Source organism: Paenibacillus rhizosphaerae, from assembly GCF_014192015.1.
GTDB classification, from domain to species: domain Bacteria; phylum Bacillota; class Bacilli; order Paenibacillales; family Paenibacillaceae; genus Paenibacillus_AQ; species Paenibacillus_AQ rhizosphaerae.
On record NZ_JACHXJ010000006.1, the window covers coordinates 169,217 to 190,125 of the forward strand.

The following is a 20,909-nucleotide window of genomic DNA, read 5'->3' on the forward strand; positions in this document are numbered from 1 at the left end:
CTTACAGATCCCATTCCAGAAGGCTGGTTTCCGTTACCGGCAGATTTTTGTCAGCCGGCACACGGAACGTTTTGATTTCCGACGGCTTGAAATCGGCGCGTATGCTGCGTTCCCATTTCGGGAGCCGGATTTCGGCCGTTGTCGCTCTTTTATCCGTCTCATACACGCGGAGGATCAGGTCATCGTTGTCCTCGGCCTTTTTCACTGCACTGACGATGACGTTGTCCCGATCCACCGACAGATACGAATCGGTTTGCGGCAGCTTCCCATCATGATAAGATTCAACGATGGCCACAGGCTTACAGTTCAGCTCCGCGGCACGGCGCACGGTGCCGGCCTGCTCCCAGCCCTCTTCATGAGGAAGGAGCGAGTAGTGGAACTGCTGAATGCCTTGATCGATAAAGGAATACTCACCATCCGGCTCAGGCTCGTAAGGATCGTGATGAGCGAAAATCGGACTGCGCAGTACGGTCAGGGCCAGCTCTTTGTTATGGATGCTGTAGCTGTATTTGGCGTCATTCATCAGGCTCAGACCGTATACGCGGTTCGATCCCTGAACGATCCCCGAATAATCAACCCAGCTCTGACCCGGCTCTTCCTCACCGTTATGCTCGCGCTCGATCGTTCCGTAAGGAATTTCGTACGTATGCCGGCTGAAGACGCAGTTCACCGGGAAGACGAGCTTCAACATTTTAAATTTTTCCCGCCAGTCCACAGTTACGCTGACGTCGATTTGCTGCTGGTCCGGATACATTGCAAAATCCTGCACCAGCCGTGAGTTCCCGTATTCGCTCACCACGCGGATCACTGATTTGACTGGCCCGTGCTCGATACGCTGTACTCTGACCGCCTTGAATTGCCCTACTTTCTGGTCAAAATGAAGCACGTCATGGCTCCACGTGTCGGAGGTGTCATCAATGACGACCGGCCGTGCTCCGTCACCACGCAGCACCTCGTGATCCAGCTTTTTATCCCGCAGGCTCTTGATAAACCCTGTGTCTTTGTCGAACTCCAGCCGCAGGCGGCTGTTTTCCAGGACCAGATCGCTGGCCGTGATCGGTTCCCCGACCGGTTTCAGCGAAGCCGATTCCAGGAACAGCTTGTAGACCCGGTATCCGAGCGGCGGCAGTTCGGCCATAAAGCTCAAACGATAGCGCCCTCTGGCTGCGGCCTGGGACTTCACAGTCTGGAACGGCACCGGCTTGCCGGTATCGTCGACCAACACGCTGTTGTCCTTGATGCCGCCGATCTCCAGCTCGACATTCACTCTGCTGGACCAGGCGTGCGGGTTAAACACGACGATCGGACGCATCGTTTCATCCTGCTCGATCCCGATGTTCCAGGACAGCGACTGGACCGCATAGTTCAACGAGCGGTCGGCGATCGCCATCGCCTCCCCGAATAGATATCTGGCGTCCTCATAAGCAGGCTCCAGGCTTGTTCCGGCCAGGATGTCATGGAACTGGTTGAACAACACGTTTTTCCAGGCACGCGTGAATTCCTCCGGATACGGCTGCCCGGTAATCCATGATGCGAGCGCGGAGAACTTCTCCGCCGCGATCAGCCGGTTCTCCGCCTGCCGGTTCCACTGCTTGATGCCGGAATGCGCGGCGTAGCAGCCGCTGGCATGGTGCTGCAAATCGTCATGCACGACCGGAAAATCAAGCCCGGAATTCACCATATCCTGGAAATACTGATCCGGCGTGGCAAACTCGAGCTTCGGCAGATCAGGCTCCTGGTTCAAGCGCCGGATGCTCTCAATATTTTCCTTGGTCGGTCCGCCACCGTGGTTGCCTACACCGTAGAACAGCATCAGATCGTTCAGCGGTTCCTTGAATTCTCCGAGAGCACGCCGAACGTGATTCTCCAGATCTTTGCCCCAAGACAGGTACTCGAACATAATGCGGAATGTCAGCACCTTGGAACCGTCATCGGACTGCCACCAGAAGAGACGGCTTGGAAGTCCCTTCTCGTTTGGCATCGGCCGCATCATGACGTAGTAGTCCATCCCGCTTTTCTTCAGGATTTGCGGAAGCATGGCGTTATGGCCGAAGCTGTCGACGTTGTAGCCGACCTTGGCGGTCACCCCGAATTTTTCCTTAAAATAGCGCTGGCCGTACAGGCCCTGGCGGACAAAGGATTCGCCCCCCGGAATGTTGCAGTCGGGCTGGATCCACCAGCCGCCGACGATGTTCCACCGGCCTTCTTTCACCCGCGCACGGATTTCTTCGAACATGGCCGGATCGTTGTTCTCGATCCATTCGTACATGGCCGCCGAGCTGGACGTAAAAATAAAGTCCTCCGATTCCTTCATCCGGTCGAGGGCCGAGCGGAAGGTCGCCTTCGCTTCCTGAAAGCCTTCCTGCCACTGCCACAGCCACACCGGGTCGAGATGCGCATTGCCGATCATATACAGCTTTTTGTCATTCATACATGGTTCAGCTCCAATCCATGGTTACTTGGTTTTAGGATGTCCAATTTATTGGAAAAATTGTCCGGCTTGCCCGGCGCTCAGCACAAAATCCTTCATCTTGTTCATCACCGTCCGCTTCACGGCTTCGCGGCCTGCTGCCAGTTGTTCCGGCTTCAGTGTCCGGCACTCTGCGTCCGTCATCCGCTCTTCCCGGCCCAGTGCCGCCAGCAGCGACAGTTCCAGGTCGGTCGCGATATTCACTTTGCTGACTCCGCCCCCAGGCAGGGCGAATGCCTGCTGCATCATGTCCGCCGGGACGCCGGAACCGCCGTGCAGCACCAGATGCACCGGGTTCAGCGCTCGGATCGCCGTCAGGCGCGCGTAGTCGATCTTCGGCTGTTTCACGTTGTAGACGCCGTGCGCGGTGCCGCACGATACCGCCAGCGCGTCAACGCCAGTCAGCCGCACGAACTCCGCCGCCTCATCGGGATCGGTGTACAGCTCCTCGTCGGTTTCGGTTTCGACGAAATCGGTCGTACCGATCATGCCGAGCTCGGCTTCGACCGAGACGCCTCTAGCGTGGGCATATTCGGCCGCCTCCTTAGATTCGCGGACATTCTCGGCGAAGGGCTTCTCCGACGCGTCGATCATGACGGAAGTGAAGCCGGCTTCGATCGCCTCGGCGATGACCGCCATATCCTTCGTATGGTCCAGGTGGAGCACCACCGGAACGGTGATTTGCTGTTCGTCCAGCTGGCGGTAGAATTCCTCCGCGAATGCCTTCGGGGTAATGCCGTACCGGATCAGCTCCTTTTGCGAAATCTGGACGATCAGCGGCGAATCCGCCTCCTGTCCGGCCGCCAGAACGGCGGCGATCATGGACGTATAGCGCGGTGAATATGAACCGATTGCATACTTTCCTGCTTCGGCCGCTTGAAGCGCCTGCTTCAGCGTCAGGACGTTGGATCGTCCGGTAGATCCTGCATGGGTCTTCATGGTGTATAAACTCCTCTCGCTACTCTCTTGTAGAAATGGAAAACGGACCGTGCTTCCGTCCGTTAAGTCTGTTCAGTTCATCCTGTTTGCCGACAACTGCTCGCGCACGCGCTCCATCCCGAAGGCGGGGCTGGTTAGAAAGCGGCTCCGTTCCTCCGGAGGCAGGCCTTCCACCGCCCGCGCCATCGATGCCTGAGCCAATACGACAATGTCGGCTGACCCGGCCATCCGGGACAGCGCTTTGGCAAGTACTTCGTCATGGCCTTGTCGGTCGCCAGCCAGCAGGCGCTCGTACGCGGAAGAGATCACCTCCGGCATCAGCCGGACTTCTCTTCCGAGCCGCTCTGCCTCCCGCTGCAGCAGCCGCTGCGTCGGCCCGAGCGTCGTGGCCAGCGTGGCTGCCACGCCGACGGTTCCGGCGGAGCGCACCGCATGCTCCGCCATCGCTTCGTCGATGCGCACGACCGGCACCGCGATCTCCGGCTGCATCACTTCGCACAGCTCCCCGATGGAGGAGCATGCGTTCAGGATGCAGTCCGCGCCCTGCTGTTCCGCAATGTGCGCATACTGCCGCCATCGCTCTGCGATGGCTTCCACCCGCCCGCCGTTCTCCGCGAGCTCCGGCAGAATCGAATCATCCACCAGATTGATTACGCGGAGGCCAGGCATCAACTGCTGCGCCAGATCCCGCAAGGGATCGACCGTAACCGGGGTCGTATGGATGACCGCCAGTCTGAAGCGTCCCCATTCCTGCGGCAGACGCGTTGTACTTGTATCGACTTTATCCATGTCCATCCCAAGTTCACCCTTTCCTCATTTCGCTCAGCGCCGACCGGACATCGGGATAATATCCCGCCGCCGCAGCGCCGTACACGGCCGCTCCATAGGCCGCTTCCTCCTCCCCGGGCGGAAGCTCAAGCGCCAGGCCGAGCTTCGCTTCCAGCATTTCGCGGAGGAGAGGATTCCGGCGGATGCCGTTGCCCGAACCCGCCGCGGCCGAGATGATGCCGCGCAGCTCCTCTGGCAGCGCGCCGACGTACTGCATCAGCTCGTCGGCCATGCCCTTCAGGAAGCCTGCGGCCAGATGGCCCGGCGTGAAATTGTCCGGCCCGATGCCGCGGATGGACCCCCGGAGGCCCGGATCCTGCCGGGTTCCGTAGAACTGGGTCTGCACCTGAAGCGGTTCATCCCCGCGCCGAAGCGCCTCCCGGGCCCATTCATTCATCCGCGCGTAAATCTCGCCTTCATCCGGAGACGCGCCGAAGGCTCTGCCCGCCTCTTGAAAGAACGCCAGCAGCATGGCGTAGGACTTGCCCCCGCTCAGGGGGGCGCCTACCAGCAGCGAGCCGCCTCCGGGGAACGGCCGGATTTCAAGCCCGGCCGCAGGGTCCAGCTCCTCCGGTGACACGTCGTTGCTTGTAAAAATGGAAACTTGCGAGCCCGTTCCGACGTTGACGAGCAGCGTCCGCTCCAGCTGCGGTACCGAACCGAGAAAGCTCGCTTGGTTGTCCCCGATCGCGCATGCTACTGGCTTTCCGTCCGGTGTTCTCCCGGCCGGCTCCGTGCCCTGGCATACGGGCGGCAGGATGGATGCATCCATTCCGGCCCGCCGCAGCGCTTCTTCATCAAAGCCGCGCCGGCTTCGCGAATACAATCCGATCCCGGCCGCATTGGAAGGATCCATGAGCGGCTTGGCGGCACCCGTCAGCTGCATGGCTGCATAATCACCGATCGTGCATAAGCAAACCGCATCGGTGGGAACGTTCCCGTTTTTCACATGATGAAAGTGCGTCACCAGTCCATAGCCGCTGGCCACCGGATAACCCGTGCACTCCCGAAGGTGCCGGGCGTAAGAGGCTCCCCGGCCTTGCATCGGCTCGTCTCCGCGTCCGTCCTGCCAGGTAAAGAGCGGGCTGACGCTTTGACCTTCCCCGTCGACATAAAGAATGCCGTGCATCTGGCAGGAAATTCCGACCGCAGCAACATCAGGCCATTCCTCCCGGCAGTCCGCAAGCAGCCCGCGGACCCGTTCCATGATCCGCCTCGGATCCTGCAGCCGTTCCCAGCTCTGATTCCCCCCAAGCGACGCATCGTTCGCGCAAGTCGCCACGCGGACCGGCCGGCCCGACACGGCCGAGATCAGCACGACGCTGATCGATGTCGTTCCGATATCAATTCCGGCAAATAACATAGGTTGTCCCCTCCCGTATTCGTCCTGCCATCTCATCGCCTTGCCAAGCGATTCCATGGATTTCCTTATTCTTTTTCGCGGGCATTCAGCGGGGTACCTTCAGGCCGGCCGCTTTTATGTCCTGAAATCCTTTTTCTCGCCGCAAGGGAGGTTCGATGGAATAAAGAACGTCTACCGGCATTTCACAGAGGAGAACGCACATTTTTGGCTCAAGCAATCAGCCTCGGTTTTCTCGCTCCTTCAATCTTTCAAACGAATTCATAAGTTTTTGATCCTGTATTCCGGTCAATTTCGGCCGTGTTTTTGACCCTTAAGTCCTTCGATCTGCTTTTGATCCCTTTCAATAACTTTCATCCCTCAAGTCTTTCGACCAGTTTTCAGATCCTTCAATTTTCGATCAGTTTCTGATCACTCAGTTTTGAATCATTTATTTTTTGATCTTTCAGCTTTCGATCAGCTCGCTCAGTTTCAGCTCCGCGGCGTATTCCGCCGCCTCCTGTGACGCGTATAGAATCAAGCCGATGCACCAGGAGTGCGACAGGGTCAGCATCATTCCTTTGGGTTGGAAGCAGTTCGTGTTGTAATAACGCTCGGTGACCATGCCTTTATAGGCGTTGAAGTCTCCGTCCTCCCGCGCGATAAACTGCAAGAAGCAGGCGATATGGTCGCGGGTGCGGTCCAGGTAATACCGATCGCCGGTATGCTTCCACAGCCGGAGCATCTCCGGCACGCAGAACAGGCCGTAGTTATGCAGATGCTGGTTCGACGTAGAGGCCTGGTCCGCGCCCCGCGAACGGAAATCGTACTGCGCCAGCAGCGTGTGGCGCGGGAAGCACAGATTATACGTCCAGCGGAACGTCATCATCCAGTCCGCCGCGCTGGAAGCCAGCTCCAGCCACTTCGGCTGTCGGTCGAACTCATACAGCAGTACATAGGCGGCGACGGCGTTATAGGCGTCTTCCGAGGTCGGTGTCAGATGCACATCCTCCGGAGCGCCATAGATGTATTCATCCTTGATAAACTTCTCGTAATAGCTGCCGGCCCGTACGGCCGCTGCCGCAAACCGTTTTTCCCCGAACAACGCCGCGCCTTCGAGCAGCGCTGCGATCCACAGCATGCCGCCGGCCCCGTCCCATTCTTCGACCTCACCGGTCACCGCATGGTAATAGGAGCCAAAGTTACCGTCGCCCCGCTGACACGAGGCGGCGAAGTTCAGGTTCGACAGGGCGGCTGCTTCCCAGTCCGGATGCGATACTCCCTGCTCGCGCTCGAAGGCCAGCGCGCGGATCATGAACAGCGTCGCTTCGGCCGCCGTTCGGGCCTGCAGCCAATCGGGCTTCGGATTCCAGCCGGCGGTCCAGCCCCGGCCTTCGATCCAGGACGCCCAGAAAATGCCACTTGGCGACAAGCCCTCGGCGATTTTGCCCAGTACGTCCAGGCCGGCGGCCGTGTACTCGGCAATGCCCTGCCTGCGCCCGTAGGTCAGCAGCGCATGCGCATAGGGCGCTCCGCTGACCCAGCCCACGTGCATATGGGGGCGGTCCCCCTGTCCTTTGACGTTGTTGTTCAGCTCGCGGTCAAACGCCGCCGTTTCGTACAAAATGCGGTGCTCCGGACGATAATGCCACGTAAACAAGCCGTGGGCGGTTAGCTTCGCCGCCTCGTCCAGATTCATCCATGGACGGAGCAGATTGGTATCGGCATGCAGCCGGTACATCCGGCGTACAAAAGGATCGTACGCGTGGGGATCGCCAGCCGCCGTATACACCCGGTAACGCAGCGTCACCTGCTGCCCCGGCTCGAACCGTGCAGACGTCAGGTCCGCCGGTGCCGGAACCGGCTCGCCGACGAACGTCACTGGCTCCTCCCGGTACGGAAAGTTCAGCCAGACCGCCGTTCCGTCCGCATTGCCCCGGAAACCGAGGCCCGTCAGACCCAGCTCCGACATCTCCTCCGTACAGAGCGCGCCGCACATCGCGTCGTTCCAGGCAAACACCGCCGGCAGCGCCGCCCGGTCCGAACGGAAGGACCAATAATCCGATACCATCTGCTCCGGATCTCCGCCCCGGTAGTCGTAGCGGGGATAGCGCCGCAAATTTTTCTCAAAGCGGTTTTCCTTGTAGAAGGCGCCGGGAATCATCCAGTCCGGCTTCCCCGGACCGAGTACCGCTGCCCTAAGGGTCAGCCCCATATTTTTGGGAACGTTCCCGTTATACGTTATACGAAGGGTAACGTCGTAGCCGCCACAGCTGTCTTTTACCGCCTCCCATTTTGCTTCGGCGGCAAACTCGCCCGAAGACCCGGACATCGTCAGCCCTCCATCCGCCAGGGCATCCACCCTTTCGATCGGAACTTCCAGGATCGACCCTTCCAGCGGAGTCCATGCCTCGATCAAATGACCGAACCTTAACAGGGCTTCTCCCTGGTCCTCGCCAGGCGGATACACGTTTAGTACATAACGCCCGCTACCGTCTGCCTCTGCCTTCCATCCCACGATTGACTCCCCTTTCTCCTTATCGCATGCTTTTCTTAGAAACACTTCTTCATTCCATATCCAACTGGTATATCTCGATCAGGTTGTCCCGGAAAATACGCTTGGCGAATTCCATCGCAGCCTTTTCTGACATGCTGCCTTCCTGAATTTTCTCACTTAACACGTCAGCCACGAGCTTCCGTACCAGTTTCAGATGCGCGTAGGTTCCTTCGATATGGTTGTAGTCGCCGCCGAATCCCTGGATTTTCGTCTGCGGCACCATTTCGATCATTTGATGCAGAATCTGCTTGCCGGCCGTCGGCGAGATGATATGCACCCAGGTGAAGTCGGTAAAAACATTCGGATAATTTTTTGCGATGCTTAAGTACGATTGATGGTAAGGAAAACCGCAGTGCAGCAGGACGAATTTGGCGTCCCGGTATTGCGCCAGCAGCGGGAGCAGCAGCTCCGCGTTCGAGTTGGTCAAGATGTTGCCGTTGCCGGACACGCTCGACTCATGATGACCGGTATGAATCTGGATCGGCAGCTCATAGGCAATGGAGCGCTGAATAATGAAATGAATAAGGTAGTCCTGCAGCGCCAGCGTCTCTTCCTTGGACAGCCCTTCCTCCAGCGTATAGCCAAGCAGCCGGTTGAAGACGATCTCGGCTTCATGGAACGTCGGGTTGGTGCTGGCCAGACTCCGCCAATAGGCGTGGCCGAGCTTCGTCGCAACCATCCCTTCCTGTTTGTATCTATGCAATAAGGCATCTACCGCATCGAGATAGCCCCGGAACGAATGCACATGCATGCCGGCGGTTTTCTCTACGTCGCGAATATCCTTCAATGTTCGTAGTTTAAAAGTAAAGTCCAAAAACATGATCGGCCGAAACAGCTCGTAATCCAAATGCGTGGTTTGGATCAGCGTGAACGCCAGGTCGATTTGCGAGCGCTCGTACAGTACTTCCCGGTACCAATCCGGGTTGTTCGTCGCCGCCTTGACCTTCTCGTTAACCTCCAGTATGCCCTGGACGGTCCAGTCTTCAAAGCCGTACAGGTCCTTCATAGCCGTCCGGAACATGTTCGCGTAAGTGGTATTGCACGCGCGCTGCCAATACTGCAAAAAGGTGGCCGCTTTCTCTTCGTCGCTGCGCAGGCGGCCGCTTAAAGCCCCGCGCTGCATCCCGGCCGTAATGAAATCGGAATCGAGGTAATGCATCAGGGAGAAAAAATCCTGCTGTTCTCTTTTTCTGATCTGCGGAGTCGCCAAATGCTCGTGTCCGTCGATGATCCGTAGTTCGCTGATATACTCATGTATGCTGCTCATCGGGCCTTTCTCCTTCCAAAAATGGAGCGGCTGCTCCTCTTTACCATCAGAAAAGCAACCGCGTCTATTTATCTGTCATTTCTGCCCCGAATCGGGCGATCAGTCTACATTCAATTCAGGGAAAGCGTTCTTCACTTCTTTTTTGAAGTTGTTCACGACATCGTCGTAGCTGCGGTTGTTGGTCACCCCGTCACCTGCGACCTTTCTCCACTTGCTCATGATGTCTTCACCGTATTTATCCGCTTTGGCTGCCGGAATTTTTACGACGGTCTCGTAATATGGCTTCAGGACGTTTTCATCACCAAACAGCGGAGATTTATACGTATCCAGGTTGGCTTCGTACACTTTGCTGTTGCCTGGCATGTTGCCCGTTTTTTCCAAGTTGTGCTGCTGCCATTCCTCGCTGGCGATATATTTGATGAACTCGTACGCCAGGTCTTTGTTTTTGGATTTGTCATAAATACCGCGGTACGTACCGCCCGAGTAGAAGCCTTCCGGCGTTTTGGCGACGCCGTATTTGCCTTTGGCCTTATCGTCCTTGTTGTCGACCATAAATCCGGCCCATGCCGGCATTGAAGTCAGGACGACGCTGCCGTCGTTCAGCGCGTTTCCCCAGCCCGCAGACATGAATGGGAGCTTGGCGTCCACATTGTTCTTGCGGATATCCAGCTGGGTTTGATAGATCGTCTGCCATTTCGGATCAATGTTCAGCTTACCGTCTTTCACCCACGGCTGGGTGTTGTAGGCTTCGATGTCGAACAGGTCGCCGGTGTTCTGGATCATATGCACTTTACCGCCGCTGTCCGCTGCCACCTTTTTGCCGAGCTCAACGATTTTGTCCCACGAGCTGACCATGTCGCTGATTTTGTCGGGATCATCCGTACCGAGATACTTCTTGGCCGTATCGCGCTGGTACCAGAAGCCGCCCGGAGAAGAGTGGTCGGAAATCGCCCGCAGCTTGCCGTCCTGGGAACGTCCAAGTTCCTGGACGTAAGGGATGTAATCCTTCACCAGATCCTCGGCGCCCATCGCCGACAAGTCCGTCAAAAATTTCGAATCGATGAATTTGCCGATATACCCGCGCTCCAGGTCGAAAATATCGGGAACGTCACGTCCGGACTGCAGCGCGGTCAGCAGCTTCGTCTGGTATTGGTCGCCCGGGAACATTTTCACGTCTACGGTTACGCCGGGATTCTTCGCATGAAACTGGTCAGCCATGTCCTTCACCTGGTCAAAGAACGTCCAGATGACCAAATGCCCCTTCAATTCGCCGGATTCGGCGGCATTGCCGGATTCTCCTCCGCTTGCGGTATTTCCGCTGTCCGAAGCCTTGCTTCCGCAGCCGGCCAGTATGCTGCCGATCAGCAGGACGGACAGCACCATCATCAGCCATTTTTTCGTTTTCAAAACCGATCTCCCCTTTTGAAGATTATAAAATGGATGGATCATCAGCCGACTGAGCCATTCTATAATCGCATGATAAACTTCCTCTAGACGCGGTCTGTCTTCCTTGATGCTACCTTATCGTGATTGAACTGCATGCATGGATCAATGACACACTCAGTAAACCGTTTTCACCATTGCGTATTTACCCGGCGGTAACCACCGTATGTTCCGGACATCACCCTTTCCCAGGAATTTAAGCTAGCCGTTTCAATTAAGTCATCCCTTGACCGCTCCCGCCGCTACGCCGTCTATAATCCGCTTCGACATGAAGGAGAAGAAGACGAGAATCGGCACGACCGCAATCACGATACCTACATACTGTGCGCCAAAATCCGAAGTAAACTGGGATTTTAGGCTCGCGATCATCACCGGCAGCGTCTGCAGGTTGTTGTCGAACAGGATGATCATCGGCGTAAGAAAATCGTTCCATTTGCCGATAAAAGCGAAGATACCCAGCGTCGCCAACCCAGGACCCATGATCGGCAGCACGATCCGGTTGAAAATTTGCCATTCACCATACCCGTCCATCCGGCCCGACTCAATGATTTCCGTCGGCACCGAGGAATCCGCGAACTGCCTCATCAGGAAGATCCCAAACGCATTGTGGATCGACGGCAAAATGAGCGGCCAGTACGTATTCAGCATGTTCAGCGAATCCATCAGCTTGAAGAAGCCGATAATACCGAGCTGGCCGGGAATCATCATGGTGCCGAGCACGAATATGAACAGAACGTTTTTATACTTGAAGTTGTATTTCGAGAAGCCGTACCCGGCAAGCGCCGCGAAGTAAACGTTAATGATCGTAGACGTGACGGTGATCAGGACGGTGTTCCCGAATCCCCGCCAAATGTTGACCGTGTCCTTCAGCCTCGCGTAGTTGTCAAGAAACTGGTCTCCCGGAATAAGAAGCAGTTTTCTCGCAATATCAGAGTTGGCATGGGTTGAGGTAATAATCATGCTGTAAAAGGGCAGCAGACATGTCGCCGCAACGGCGAGCAGAAACAGGTACAGAATGCCTCGGGTAAATATTTTAGCCATGAAGGTGAACCTCCTTAATCCTTCAGCTTAGATGCTTTGGCCGTAATGGCTGTAAAGAACATGACCACGAAGAAGATTCCGTAGGCGACCGCGGCCCCATAGCTGTAATCAAAGTTTTTGAAAGCCGTTTCATACAAGTACATGACCATCGTTCTGGAGGAGTTCCCTGGTCCGTCCCCGAGCATGAGCGGCGCATCAAACAGCTGCAGTCCGCCGATCACCGAGGTGATGAACACGAACAGGAACACCGGACGCAGCAGCGGCAGCGTGATGTGCAGTGCCGTCTGCTTCTTGGTCGCTCCGTCGACTTCAGCCGCTTCATATACTTCTCTCGGAATGGATTGTAGACCGGCAATAAAGACGATCATATTAAACCCGAAGTACTGCCAGCAGATGACCCCCGATGCAATGATTCTGGACCACCAAGGACTGTTAAACCAGTTGACCGGATCGTGAATGATGCCAAGACTCATGAGCAGCTTGTTGATCGTCCCGGTCTGCCAGTCGAACATGAGGGAGAAGATGACCCCCAGCGTGACCGGCGTAATAATGTGAGGAAAGAAATACACTGCCCGAAAAAAGTGTTTGCCCCGGATGAAGCGCTCGTTAAGCACCAGTGCGAGAAGCACCGATAAGATAAGCTGGGGAACGTTGGACATAATCCAGATGATGAGCGTATTGCCAATCGTCTGATAAAAGAAACTGTCGTGCAGCAGGCGCGAATAATTCGCCAGCCCCACATAGACGGGATCCGAAAAACCGTCCCACTTCATGAAACTTAAGTACAGCGTGTACAGAATCGGCATCAGCCCGAATACGGCAAAGCCGATGAAGAAAGGAGCCACAAAGATGTAACCGTAAAATGATCTATTGACCTTGGAGCCCACCGTTTTCACCCCTCTTTACTTAGTTCCGCAAGAATCCCGGACGATGAGTTTTGGCTTCAGAAGATGGATGGCTTCCTGCTTCTTGTCCTGGACGCCTTCGATTTGTTGAACCAGTCCTTCCGCTGCCTTTCGGCCTATAGCTTCAAAGGGCTGGCGTACTGTAGTCAGTGAAGGATACACCCATTCCGAGATCGAAATGTCATCATATCCGACGACCGACATTTGCTTGGGCACGTTGAGCCCGTGCTCCTGGATGGCCCGCAGTGCGCCGGTTGCCGCTTCGTCGTTGGAGCCGATGACAGCCGAGAAGCCTTTGCGCTCAAGCAGCTGCTGCATGGCCCGATATCCACCCTGACTGCTCCAGTCCGACTCCACCACCCATTCCGGACGGTAGGTCAACCCAAGCGTTTCCATCGCCTGCAAATATCCGTTAAAGCGATGCTGGTTCGCGGCGGCATGCTGCGGTCCTGAAATGTACGCAATTTCCCGGTGTCCCAGACTGTGCAAATATCCGACGATGTCGTAGACTCCCGCCGCATTGTCCACATCTACCGCGAAGATGCCGTCCATGCCGCCGTGATCCCCGATCAACGCGATCGGATACTGCGATTCTCTGATTCTCTCCAAGTCCTCATTTTTGCGTTTTTGGAAGCTCACCAGGATAATCCCGTCCACCTGTCCTTCATATAGAAGGTTGAGAAAGGATATTTCTTCCGAATAGTTGGAAGTCCAGCTCAGAAAGGTACAATTGTATCCTTTTACATTGGCTACTCCCTCAATGCCGCGGATAACGCCGGAATAGAAAATATTCGAAATGTTGTCGACGACAACGGCGATAATGTTCGTCCGGTCGAGTACCAGCCTGCGGGCATTGGCATTGCGGTGGAAATTCAGCTCCTTGATGGCTTTATCCAGCGCTTCCTGCGTTGCTTTTTTAACCTGTTGCCCGTTTAAGTAACGGGACACGGTGCTTTTGCTTGTTCCTGCCAATCTGGCGACGTCGTGAATGGTTGGACCCATTATTATCACTCTCTCCATGTATCGTTTCCCGTGGTTGCGGATCTTTATTCTGCCAGACCGACCAACACGGTATGTTGGCAAGAATGATCACGAAACTCTTTTTTGGGAACGTTCCCATTTTATCAGACAGCCCAGGTTCAAGGAAAGAACTTGTTTAGCAAGACATGCCGTTTCTTTACCGGGAATACTACATGCCAACGCAAGCAGTTGTCTTTCTCGCCTTATAGCCTTCATCGCTGCCCTTAAAGGGTCCCCTATTATCAGGATCTAACAAGGCCTCCATTTACTATCTCAATTTTGGGAACGTTCCCAAAATTGAGGAAATGTCTCTTCAAAACCTTGCTTCGCGGAACTGTTGTATTAAATAAGCAGGTCTAGAAGGAAAATGGAATGGCTGTTTCGAAACCAATTGTCATTTTGGGAACGTTCCCGTTTTGAAGCAGCTACTTGATTAAGATGGGTCTATAATAGCGCTTCCAGGTTGGGGTGTCAACGGGTATTTCAAAAAATAAATATATCCATTTTATGGGCGTCCGCTTACCCATTCCCCTCCCAAACTATTTTTGCCTGAATGAATGACGTTTGCCCAAGATGCTGAATAGGGTGAAGGAAAGCCTATATTTGCGAAGGGAGATATACCGAGGATGTATTACTATACGTGGGACTATCGGGCCCCTGCCTCATCCATTGCCGATCTGGAGAAAGCCATCAACGGCGAATTCTCCGCCGTCGCCTGTTACGAACGTCTGGCGGGTGCAGCGCCGAGCGAAGAGGAACGCACGCAGATCATAGAGATCCGCAAAGACGAAATCAGACACTATCAAACGTTTGCCGGGCTGTACACGTCGCTGACCGGAAGACAGCCGGCACCAGTTATCAATGAGTCCTGCCCCTCCGCCTACCGGGATGGCCTCCACTTTGCCTTCAAGGACGAACAGAACACGGTGGACTTTTACCATGACGCCGCCGACCGGGCGTCCGATCCGGCCGTGAAGCAAGCCTTCCTCAGGGCTGCCGCCGATGAGCAGAACCATGCCGTTTGGTTTTTGTACTTTCTTACGCAGAAGGCCAGAGGGTAACATCTGGAGCTTTGGCAAAGAGCGGAGCTTTCTGCCAATGTTGCCGGGTTCCGGCATTCCCGTTTGAGCGAAAGGACGCATGAAGAACGCCAAACACGTGCCATGCCGGCGACTCGCCTTCCCGATCAATACAAAGGGCCGTCCCCTTGGGGACGGCCCTTTGTATTTCGAGTCTCTTCGTTCGGGTCCGACTTAAAGCATCTGTCCGCCGGATGCTTCCAGGCGCGTCCCGTTCACCCAGCCAAGCTCATCCGTGCACAAGGACGCGACAACCGGGCCGATATCGTCGGCTTCCCCGACCCTGCCCAGCGCAATATTCGAGGCGATAAAGTCCCTCATTTGTTGATTGTCCCTTACGGATCCCCCGCCGAAGTCCGTCGCAATCGCTCCGGGGGCAACCGCGTTGACCCGAATGCCTCGTTTTCCCCATTCTTTGGCCATATACTTCGTCAGGATCTCGATGGCCCCTTTCATGGCCGAATAAGCGCCGAATCCCTCAATCACAAAACGGGTCAGCCCCGTTGAAATATTAACCACCCTTCCGTTGTCCGCGATGCGGGGATACAGCTTCTGCGACAGGAAAAATACGCCCTTGAACTGCACGTTCAGCATGCTGTCGAACTGCTCCTCCGTCGTTTCCGCAACGGAAGCATGGATCCCGAATCCCGCATTGTTGACCAATATGTCGATTTGATCCCGATTCCACTTTTCGCTCAGCACGGTCGTCAGCTGGGAGACAAATGAATCGAAAGAGGATACGTTACCGGCATCCAGCTGCAATGCTGCGGCCTTGCGGCCATTGCCTTCTATTTCTTTGACGACTTTTTCCGCTTCATCCTTCCGGGTGTGATAAGTGATAATAACGTCAATCCCTTTAAGGGAGAGCGCTATAGCGGAATTTCTCCCCAGTCCTCTGCTGCCTCCGGTTACGAGTGCGATCTTCTGTGTTGAATTCATAGTTCCTGTCTCCTTTAATTTGTATTTTAATTGCCATTGTCAACCACTTGATCCCTAGTTATTCGTGGTCTATAGTGTGAGCATAGTACTTCGAGTTAACTCTAAGTCAAGGGGGTAAAAAATTGACCTATACGATTAACGAGGTCGCGGACAAATTCGGCCTGTCTGCGCACACCCTTCGTTTTTATGATAAAGAAGGATTAATGCCCTTTATTGGGAGGGGCAAATCCGGCAACCGGGTATTCACCGAGACCGACCTCAATTGGGTAGCCATGGTGTGCTGCTTAAAGGATACGGGAATGTCCATCAAAGAAATCAAGCAGTACGCTGATTGGTGCATGCAGGGCATGCAAACGATCGACGAGCGGAAGACGATGCTGGCCGATCATCGGAAACAGGTCGTGAAACAAATCGCGGATTTGAAGAAGCACCTGAACCTCATCGATTGGAAAATTGCGGTTTACGACGACCCGGAAAAGGCTGAAGAAATGTACGGCGGCCTCGAGAAAAAAACAGAGAGCACGTAACACTTGCTTAAGCCTGCTGGATGCTTTAAAGTACCGCAAGCCAAAATGGCGCCACAGGGATCCGTCCCTATGACGCCATTTATATTTATTAAAAACTACACTCCAAACGAAGTGCGAAATGGGGATTGTCGATAGTTGTGCTACCCGGCCGCAGCTCCTTTGTACTCCTTACACACCGTAATGCGTAACGCCTCCATCGACAAATAAATTTTGCCCCGTAACGTAACCCGCTCCTTCGGAACAAAAAAACAGAACGGGAGCGACCACTTCCTCCAATCGGCCATATCTTCCCATTGGTGTCCGCTGTTCAATCATTTTTTGGTTATCCGGATCATCGAGGGCTTTTGCGTTAAGAGAGGTCCGGATAAACCAAGGACTTACCGCATTGACGGTAACGCCATGCCGGGCCCACTCGCTGGCAAGCTGTCTTGTCAATTGCACGACGGCCGCTTTGCTGGGCCCATATGCCGTTGAGAAAGACAGCGTGAGTTCCGATGCCACGGAAGCGATATTTACGATACGGCCGCTTTGGCGTCCGATCATATGGCTCCCTGCCGCCTGAGACATCAGAAAAACGGATTTGAAGTTGGTATCGACCACGAAGTCCCATTCTTCCTCACTGAGTTCAAAAGCGGAATGGCGGATATTTGTCCCGGCATTGTTGACCAATATGTCGATTTTCCCGAATCTTTCCACCACTTGTTGAACGGCCGAGTCTACGGAACGCTTATCGGTAACATCGCAAGCGGTGCCGAGCGCACGCCGCCCGGTAGCATGGCTAATCTCATGCGCGGCTGCAATCACCTCGGCCTCGGTCCGGGCAGTTAAGGCGACATCCGCCCCCGCCTGGGCAAGCCCCTCAGCAATCGTTCTTCCGATCCCGCGGCCGGCACCGGTAACGATAGCCACCTTTCCGTTCAAATCAAAGTTGACGTTGACCACTCGATATCCCTCCAATCAAAATGCATATTTCTGATCATAAACCACCTATTCACATAAGTAAAATGCATATTACTTATCATGACCATATCGAATTTGTTATATAAAAATCATTTTAAAAATGATATGACATTTATATAATGCATTTGATCAAGCCACCAGGAAACCATCATGACCACTCAGTTTCAACAAAGGGCTACCAGGAAATGGCCCTCCGTTCCCGGAAATATCCCCCGGTAGGTCCGTCTTCTTCTTCGGCGGTTGCCAGCCACACAGCCGTATCGGCCCCCTCTGCCACCGAGTGCGGGGCATCCGTCCCACCCATATCGGTCTGCACTCTGCCCGGGCAAACCGCATTCGTTTGAATACCGTACGCCGCGGCTTCCTGGTCCACCAACACCGTCAGCGCATTCAGCATCGTTTTGGAAATCCGGTAAGCGGAGGATGAACCCTTAAGCCCGAGGAGACCCTGCATCCCCTGAAAAGAACCGAGACCGGACGACATGTTGACGATCCGCCCGTACCCTTGCTCCTTCATCAACGGCACCACCGCCTGGATCATGCGCAGCGGGCCGAAGAAGTTGGTCTCCAGCGTTTCTTTCATCACACCCTCCTCCACGTCCAGGACGGAAACGCCCCGATCCAGAATGATGCCCGCGTTGTTAATAAGGACGTCCAGCCTGCCGTGCTCCTGCCGAATTCGATACACCACCGCATCAATGCTTCCCGGATCTTGCAGATCCACTGCCTGGACCTCCAGCTCAACCCCCTCCGAGCGCAGTTCGGATACGGCTTGCCATCCCTTTTCTTCGCTCCTGCAGCCGATGATCACATGCAGCCCTTTGTGCGCCAACTGTCTGGCGATTTCTTTTCCGATACCGCGATTCCCTCCGGTGACCAGCGCTACCCGCTTGCTGCTCATGAATGATCGCCCCCTTCCTCCAGTTGACATCTCCAAGCGGTCAGGCATTCCCGCAAATGGTCTTCCGCCTTTCGAAGTGTATCGATCCGCTTCCCAATCTCCGCCAGCTTGGCCTCCCCCACCTGGATCGCTCCGGGCAAGCATTCCTGCCGAACCTCCTCCGATCCGGCGCATGGATAAGCATCGCTGATTTCTTTGGCGCTTAGCCCCAGGCTAAAGTACAGCTGAATGATCCGGACGCGCTCGACGTCGGACGGGTTATACTCCCGGTACCCGTTATCCAGCCGGACCGGATGAAGCAGTTCCTTCTCCTCGTAATACCGCAGTGAGCGCAGGCTCACGCCCGTGACCCGGGACAGCTCGCTAATATGCATCATCGTTACTCCCTTTCATTGGCCTTGCAGCCATCTGTTAACGCAAGTGTAAACCCTCACATCATGTGAAGGTCAAGCGGTGATTTGCGGGTAGATTCATCATTCACTCTGATCGAAGGGCTGTCCGTAAAATTTTCTGGTAAGTGTCTGGAAAACGGGACTGACGGAGGATCTTGACCTCGGTCTTTTTAGGGGCTAGTTAAAATGTAAATAAGTCATACCTTATCGTTTTTTTGACGTCTATATATAGGAATATCTACACAGGAGGGACAAAGATGAAAAAAATCACCATGGCCTCTATTTCATTTCTCTGTGCAGCAGCTTTCATGCTGCCGAATCACAGCATCAGTTCAGCAGCAGCCGGCACGAATCATGAACCTCATGTCATCATTAATAACCAAGCTCTGACTTCGGATAAGATTCTTTTAAAAAATAACCAACTATTTATTAGCTTCGCTGAAGCTAAAGCGTTAGATAATTTAACTTTGCAATGGAATAATGCTGCAAAACAAGTGACCGCAAAAGGTAAGGCTGTCAGTCTATTGCTCACCATCAATAAGGCAATCGCCCTGAAAAACGGAAAAGCTGTTAAGTTGAACACAGCTCCGTTTATCTATGATGGAAAAACGATGATCCCCCTGCGATTTGTCACAGAAGTTATGGGCGGATCTGTTACCTGGAATCCATCTACTCAGACTGCATTCATCACAAAGGCACGCTCATATTTGACAAGCGATCTCATGAGTAATGAGTTATGGGTTGCAAGGAATGCAGCGATCAATCTTCCCCGAGTCTCACTGCTGCCTAAAATAAATACTCCTACCTATGAGACTTCAAGTATCCAGTATTATTTCCCCAAAAAAGTGCACGATCAATTTTTTGAAAAAAACAACCATGTCATCAGTTATTTTGAAATTTCTGATCATACTGCTTATTTGAAATGGCAGGGTCACATCACCAATAAAGCAAGTACGCAGAAGCAGCTGTATTTTATTAACGGAACGATCACCAACGAAATTGGAACCCTGCCTCTATTTAAAGATTCCACATTCGCTGCCTTCCGCTGGATGCCGCATATTGGATCGACCGGCTACAGCTTGATTCATCAGGACGATTGGAACGATGTTGTTTTCAAGGAAACCGAAGTGGACCCAAATGACGCAAAACCAAACTATATAATTGTTCAAATTCCTGAAGAAGAATAGAAACTACCCTATTTACCCGGTAGATCGAAAGGTGGACTGATCAGGCAGGAGCTCCCTTCCGGAGAATCGAATTTATGGGTAACGGGAGGTGAGGATCATGGCAGTTTATAGACCGGACATGACGAAGACACCGGACAGAATTCGCATTATCGGCTCGGTCGGCAGCGGCAAATCCACCCTGGCCAGAGCGTTGTCCGACCAATTGGGCATCCCTTATTATGAATTGGATAATATGGTGTGGAGGCGCACGGACCATGGAGATGTTAAGAACAGCTTCGAAGAAAGAGACCGCATCCTGAACGGCATTCTCGAGCAGGAACGGTGGATTATCGAGGGCGTTCATTATCAGTGGGTGCTGCGGAGCTTCGCGGACGCGGACCTGATCGTATACGTCGATACGCCGATCTGGGTCCGCAATTACCGCATACTGAAGCGTTTTACCGTGCAAAAGCTGGGGCTGGAGCAGGGAAACTACAAGCAGTCGTTCAGCATGCTCCGCAAAATGTACCAATGGAACTACCGGCACGCGAAAAAGGAAAAGCCGGAAATTATGCAGATCGTGGAGCCATTCCGCGGAAAGCTGCGGATGATCAGCAATTCGTCTGTGCGGCAGGCTTTAATGCTGCCCGAAGAGGCCCGGCCCTAAAGGGGATGAGGATACCCTAAAGGGCCTGAGGGGCCAAAAAGCCTGAAGTGCGTTACTCCTTCACCGGATAGGCCATGACGCTCATCAGTGCGTTCTCGGCCTGCGTAGAATCCAGCCGGCTGTACTGCACAAAAATCGGTGCGCTGCCGGTGACCTCCATGGCATAAGGAACCCCTTTGGGTATGTATTTCCCTTCCACATTCAAATGGGCCGTGCGGATATGATTCGTCCGCTGCCCCCCCACGGTTGCAACCATGCCCAGGAGCGGCTCCCGGTCTTCAAAAAAGACGTTGACCGTCACCGTCACTTCTTCTCCGCTTAAGTTCAGCACGCAAATCGATTCGTGGCTTTCCAGCTGGCCGCTGCTCGTCGGCGGGATATACCCGTCGGGAATAATCCACTGTAACTGACCTTTGGACATTGAAATCCCTCTTTTCGAAATTAGTTTTGCCGTGCCTCCTTAGCTAAG

The 20,909-nt window shown here is 54.3% G+C and carries 19 protein-coding genes; 4 read left to right on the plus strand and 15 right to left on the minus strand.

Annotated elements, in window-relative coordinates:
* Window position 1: 1 nt before the first annotated feature.
* From FHS19_RS28515 to FHS19_RS28560, 10 genes are all read right to left on the minus strand, one after another.
* Window positions 2-2,431 carry an alpha-mannosidase gene (locus tag FHS19_RS28515; RefSeq protein WP_183585553.1) on the minus strand — a complete coding sequence of 810 codons (2,430 nt, stop codon included), beginning with the start codon at window positions 2,429-2,431 and terminating at the stop codon, window positions 2-4.
* 48 nt (window positions 2,432-2,479) lie between these two features.
* Window positions 2,480-3,409, minus strand: a complete 930-nt coding sequence (locus tag FHS19_RS28520; RefSeq protein ID WP_183585555.1) for a class II fructose-bisphosphate aldolase — start codon at window positions 3,407-3,409, stop codon at window positions 2,480-2,482.
* Between the two features lie 72 nt (window positions 3,410-3,481).
* The gene (locus FHS19_RS28525) at window positions 3,482-4,204 is read right to left on the minus strand and encodes an aspartate/glutamate racemase family protein (RefSeq protein ID WP_183585564.1); all 723 of its coding nucleotides are present in this window, start codon (window positions 4,202-4,204) and stop codon (window positions 3,482-3,484) included.
* Window positions 4,205-4,211: 7 nt separating this feature from the next.
* Window positions 4,212-5,600: a sedoheptulokinase gene (locus tag FHS19_RS28530; RefSeq protein ID WP_183585566.1), complete on the minus strand. Its 1,389-nt coding sequence runs from the start codon at window positions 5,598-5,600 to the stop codon at window positions 4,212-4,214.
* A gap of 442 nt (window positions 5,601-6,042) precedes the next feature.
* Window positions 6,043-8,094 carry a YyaL domain-containing protein gene (locus tag FHS19_RS28535; protein ID WP_183585568.1) on the minus strand — a complete coding sequence of 684 codons (2,052 nt, stop codon included), beginning with the start codon at window positions 8,092-8,094 and terminating at the stop codon, window positions 6,043-6,045.
* A 49-nt stretch (window positions 8,095-8,143) separates the two neighbouring features.
* On the minus strand, window positions 8,144-9,400 hold the full coding sequence (locus FHS19_RS28540) for an amidohydrolase family protein (protein ID WP_183585570.1): 1,257 nt from the start codon (window positions 9,398-9,400) through the stop codon (window positions 8,144-8,146).
* 99 nt (window positions 9,401-9,499) lie between these two features.
* Complete coding sequence (locus FHS19_RS28545) at window positions 9,500-10,807, minus strand: ABC transporter substrate-binding protein (protein ID WP_183585572.1); 1,308 nt, start codon at window positions 10,805-10,807, stop codon at window positions 9,500-9,502.
* A gap of 255 nt (window positions 10,808-11,062) precedes the next feature.
* A complete protein-coding gene (locus FHS19_RS28550; protein ID WP_183585574.1) occupies window positions 11,063-11,884 on the minus strand; it encodes a carbohydrate ABC transporter permease in 822 nt (273 codons plus the stop codon).
* A gap of 14 nt (window positions 11,885-11,898) precedes the next feature.
* Window positions 11,899-12,771 carry a carbohydrate ABC transporter permease gene (locus FHS19_RS28555; RefSeq protein ID WP_312887358.1) on the minus strand — a complete coding sequence of 291 codons (873 nt, stop codon included), beginning with the start codon at window positions 12,769-12,771 and terminating at the stop codon, window positions 11,899-11,901.
* 15 nt (window positions 12,772-12,786) lie between these two features.
* Window positions 12,787-13,791, minus strand: a complete 1,005-nt coding sequence (locus tag FHS19_RS28560) for a LacI family DNA-binding transcriptional regulator (protein WP_183585576.1) — start codon at window positions 13,789-13,791, stop codon at window positions 12,787-12,789.
* A gap of 644 nt (window positions 13,792-14,435) precedes the next feature.
* On the opposite strand from FHS19_RS28560, the gene FHS19_RS28565 reads away from it, so the two are divergent.
* On the plus strand, window positions 14,436-14,870 hold the full coding sequence (locus FHS19_RS28565) for a ferritin family protein (RefSeq protein WP_183585578.1): 435 nt from the start codon (window positions 14,436-14,438) through the stop codon (window positions 14,868-14,870).
* Window positions 14,871-15,062: 192 nt separating this feature from the next.
* On the opposite strand, the gene FHS19_RS28570 is transcribed toward FHS19_RS28565, so the two are convergent.
* The gene (locus FHS19_RS28570; RefSeq protein ID WP_183585580.1) at window positions 15,063-15,827 is read right to left on the minus strand and encodes an SDR family NAD(P)-dependent oxidoreductase; all 765 of its coding nucleotides are present in this window, start codon (window positions 15,825-15,827) and stop codon (window positions 15,063-15,065) included.
* A gap of 122 nt (window positions 15,828-15,949) precedes the next feature.
* Between FHS19_RS28570 and FHS19_RS28575 the strand changes: the two genes are divergently transcribed.
* Entirely contained in the window at window positions 15,950-16,354 is a 405-nt protein-coding gene (locus tag FHS19_RS28575) for a MerR family transcriptional regulator (protein WP_183585582.1), read from the plus strand.
* Between the two features lie 168 nt (window positions 16,355-16,522).
* Here the strand turns inward: FHS19_RS28575 and FHS19_RS28580 are convergent, their stop codons facing one another.
* The 3 genes from FHS19_RS28580 to FHS19_RS28590 all read right to left on the minus strand — a co-directional run bounded on the left by FHS19_RS28580 (window position 16,523) and on the right by FHS19_RS28590 (window position 18,592).
* On the minus strand, window positions 16,523-17,296 hold the full coding sequence (locus FHS19_RS28580; RefSeq protein ID WP_183585584.1) for an SDR family NAD(P)-dependent oxidoreductase: 774 nt from the start codon (window positions 17,294-17,296) through the stop codon (window positions 16,523-16,525).
* Between the two features lie 193 nt (window positions 17,297-17,489).
* Window positions 17,490-18,215 (minus strand): SDR family oxidoreductase, encoded by a 726-nt coding sequence (locus tag FHS19_RS28585; RefSeq protein ID WP_183585586.1) that lies wholly within the window; start codon window positions 18,213-18,215, stop codon window positions 17,490-17,492.
* Entirely contained in the window at window positions 18,212-18,592 is a 381-nt protein-coding gene (locus tag FHS19_RS28590) for a MerR family transcriptional regulator (RefSeq protein ID WP_312887359.1), read from the minus strand. Before FHS19_RS28590 ends, FHS19_RS28585 begins: the two co-directional genes overlap by 4 nt.
* Before the next feature lie 272 nt (window positions 18,593-18,864).
* On the opposite strand from FHS19_RS28590, the gene FHS19_RS28595 reads away from it, so the two are divergent.
* Entirely contained in the window at window positions 18,865-19,794 is a 930-nt protein-coding gene (locus FHS19_RS28595; RefSeq protein WP_183585588.1) for a copper amine oxidase N-terminal domain-containing protein, read from the plus strand.
* Between the two features lie 97 nt (window positions 19,795-19,891).
* Window positions 19,892-20,440, plus strand: coding sequence for an AAA family ATPase (locus FHS19_RS28600; protein WP_246426877.1), 549 nt, complete (start codon window positions 19,892-19,894; stop codon window positions 20,438-20,440).
* A 52-nt stretch (window positions 20,441-20,492) separates the two neighbouring features.
* Here the strand turns inward: FHS19_RS28600 and FHS19_RS28605 are convergent, their stop codons facing one another.
* Window positions 20,493-20,861, minus strand: a complete 369-nt coding sequence (locus FHS19_RS28605; RefSeq protein ID WP_183585590.1) for a sensory rhodopsin transducer — start codon at window positions 20,859-20,861, stop codon at window positions 20,493-20,495.
* Window positions 20,862-20,909: the final 48 nt, after the last annotated feature.

Excerpts from the sequence above, each read along its gene's own strand:
- FHS19_RS28515 (WP_183585553.1), bottom strand. The coding sequence starts at position 2,431 with ATGAATGACAAAAAGCTGTATATGATCGGCAATGCGCATCTCGACCCG.
- FHS19_RS28520 (WP_183585555.1), bottom strand. The coding sequence starts at position 3,409 with ATGAAGACCCATGCAGGATCTACCGGACGATCCAACGTCCTGACGCTG.
- FHS19_RS28525 (WP_183585564.1), bottom strand. The coding sequence starts at position 4,204 with ATGGACATGGATAAAGTCGATACAAGTACAACGCGTCTGCCGCAGGAA.
- FHS19_RS28530 (WP_183585566.1), bottom strand. The coding sequence starts at position 5,600 with ATGTTATTTGCCGGAATTGATATCGGAACGACATCGATCAGCGTCGTG.
- FHS19_RS28540 (WP_183585570.1), bottom strand. The coding sequence starts at position 9,400 with ATGAGCAGCATACATGAGTATATCAGCGAACTACGGATCATCGACGGA.
- FHS19_RS28550 (WP_183585574.1), bottom strand. The coding sequence starts at position 11,884 with ATGGCTAAAATATTTACCCGAGGCATTCTGTACCTGTTTCTGCTCGCC.
- FHS19_RS28560 (WP_183585576.1), bottom strand. The coding sequence starts at position 13,791 with ATGGGTCCAACCATTCACGACGTCGCCAGATTGGCAGGAACAAGCAAA.
- FHS19_RS28565 (WP_183585578.1), top strand. The coding sequence starts at position 14,436 with ATGTATTACTATACGTGGGACTATCGGGCCCCTGCCTCATCCATTGCC.
- FHS19_RS28570 (WP_183585580.1), bottom strand. The coding sequence starts at position 15,827 with ATGAATTCAACACAGAAGATCGCACTCGTAACCGGAGGCAGCAGAGGA.
- FHS19_RS28585 (WP_183585586.1), bottom strand. The coding sequence starts at position 18,215 with ATGAGCAGCAAGCGGGTAGCGCTGGTCACCGGAGGGAATCGCGGTATC.
- FHS19_RS28590 (WP_312887359.1), bottom strand. The coding sequence starts at position 18,592 with ATGATGCATATTAGCGAGCTGTCCCGGGTCACGGGCGTGAGCCTGCGC.
- FHS19_RS28595 (WP_183585588.1), top strand. The coding sequence starts at position 18,865 with ATGAAAAAAATCACCATGGCCTCTATTTCATTTCTCTGTGCAGCAGCT.
- FHS19_RS28600 (WP_246426877.1), top strand. The coding sequence starts at position 19,892 with ATGGCAGTTTATAGACCGGACATGACGAAGACACCGGACAGAATTCGC.
- FHS19_RS28605 (WP_183585590.1), bottom strand. The coding sequence starts at position 20,861 with ATGTCCAAAGGTCAGTTACAGTGGATTATTCCCGACGGGTATATCCCG.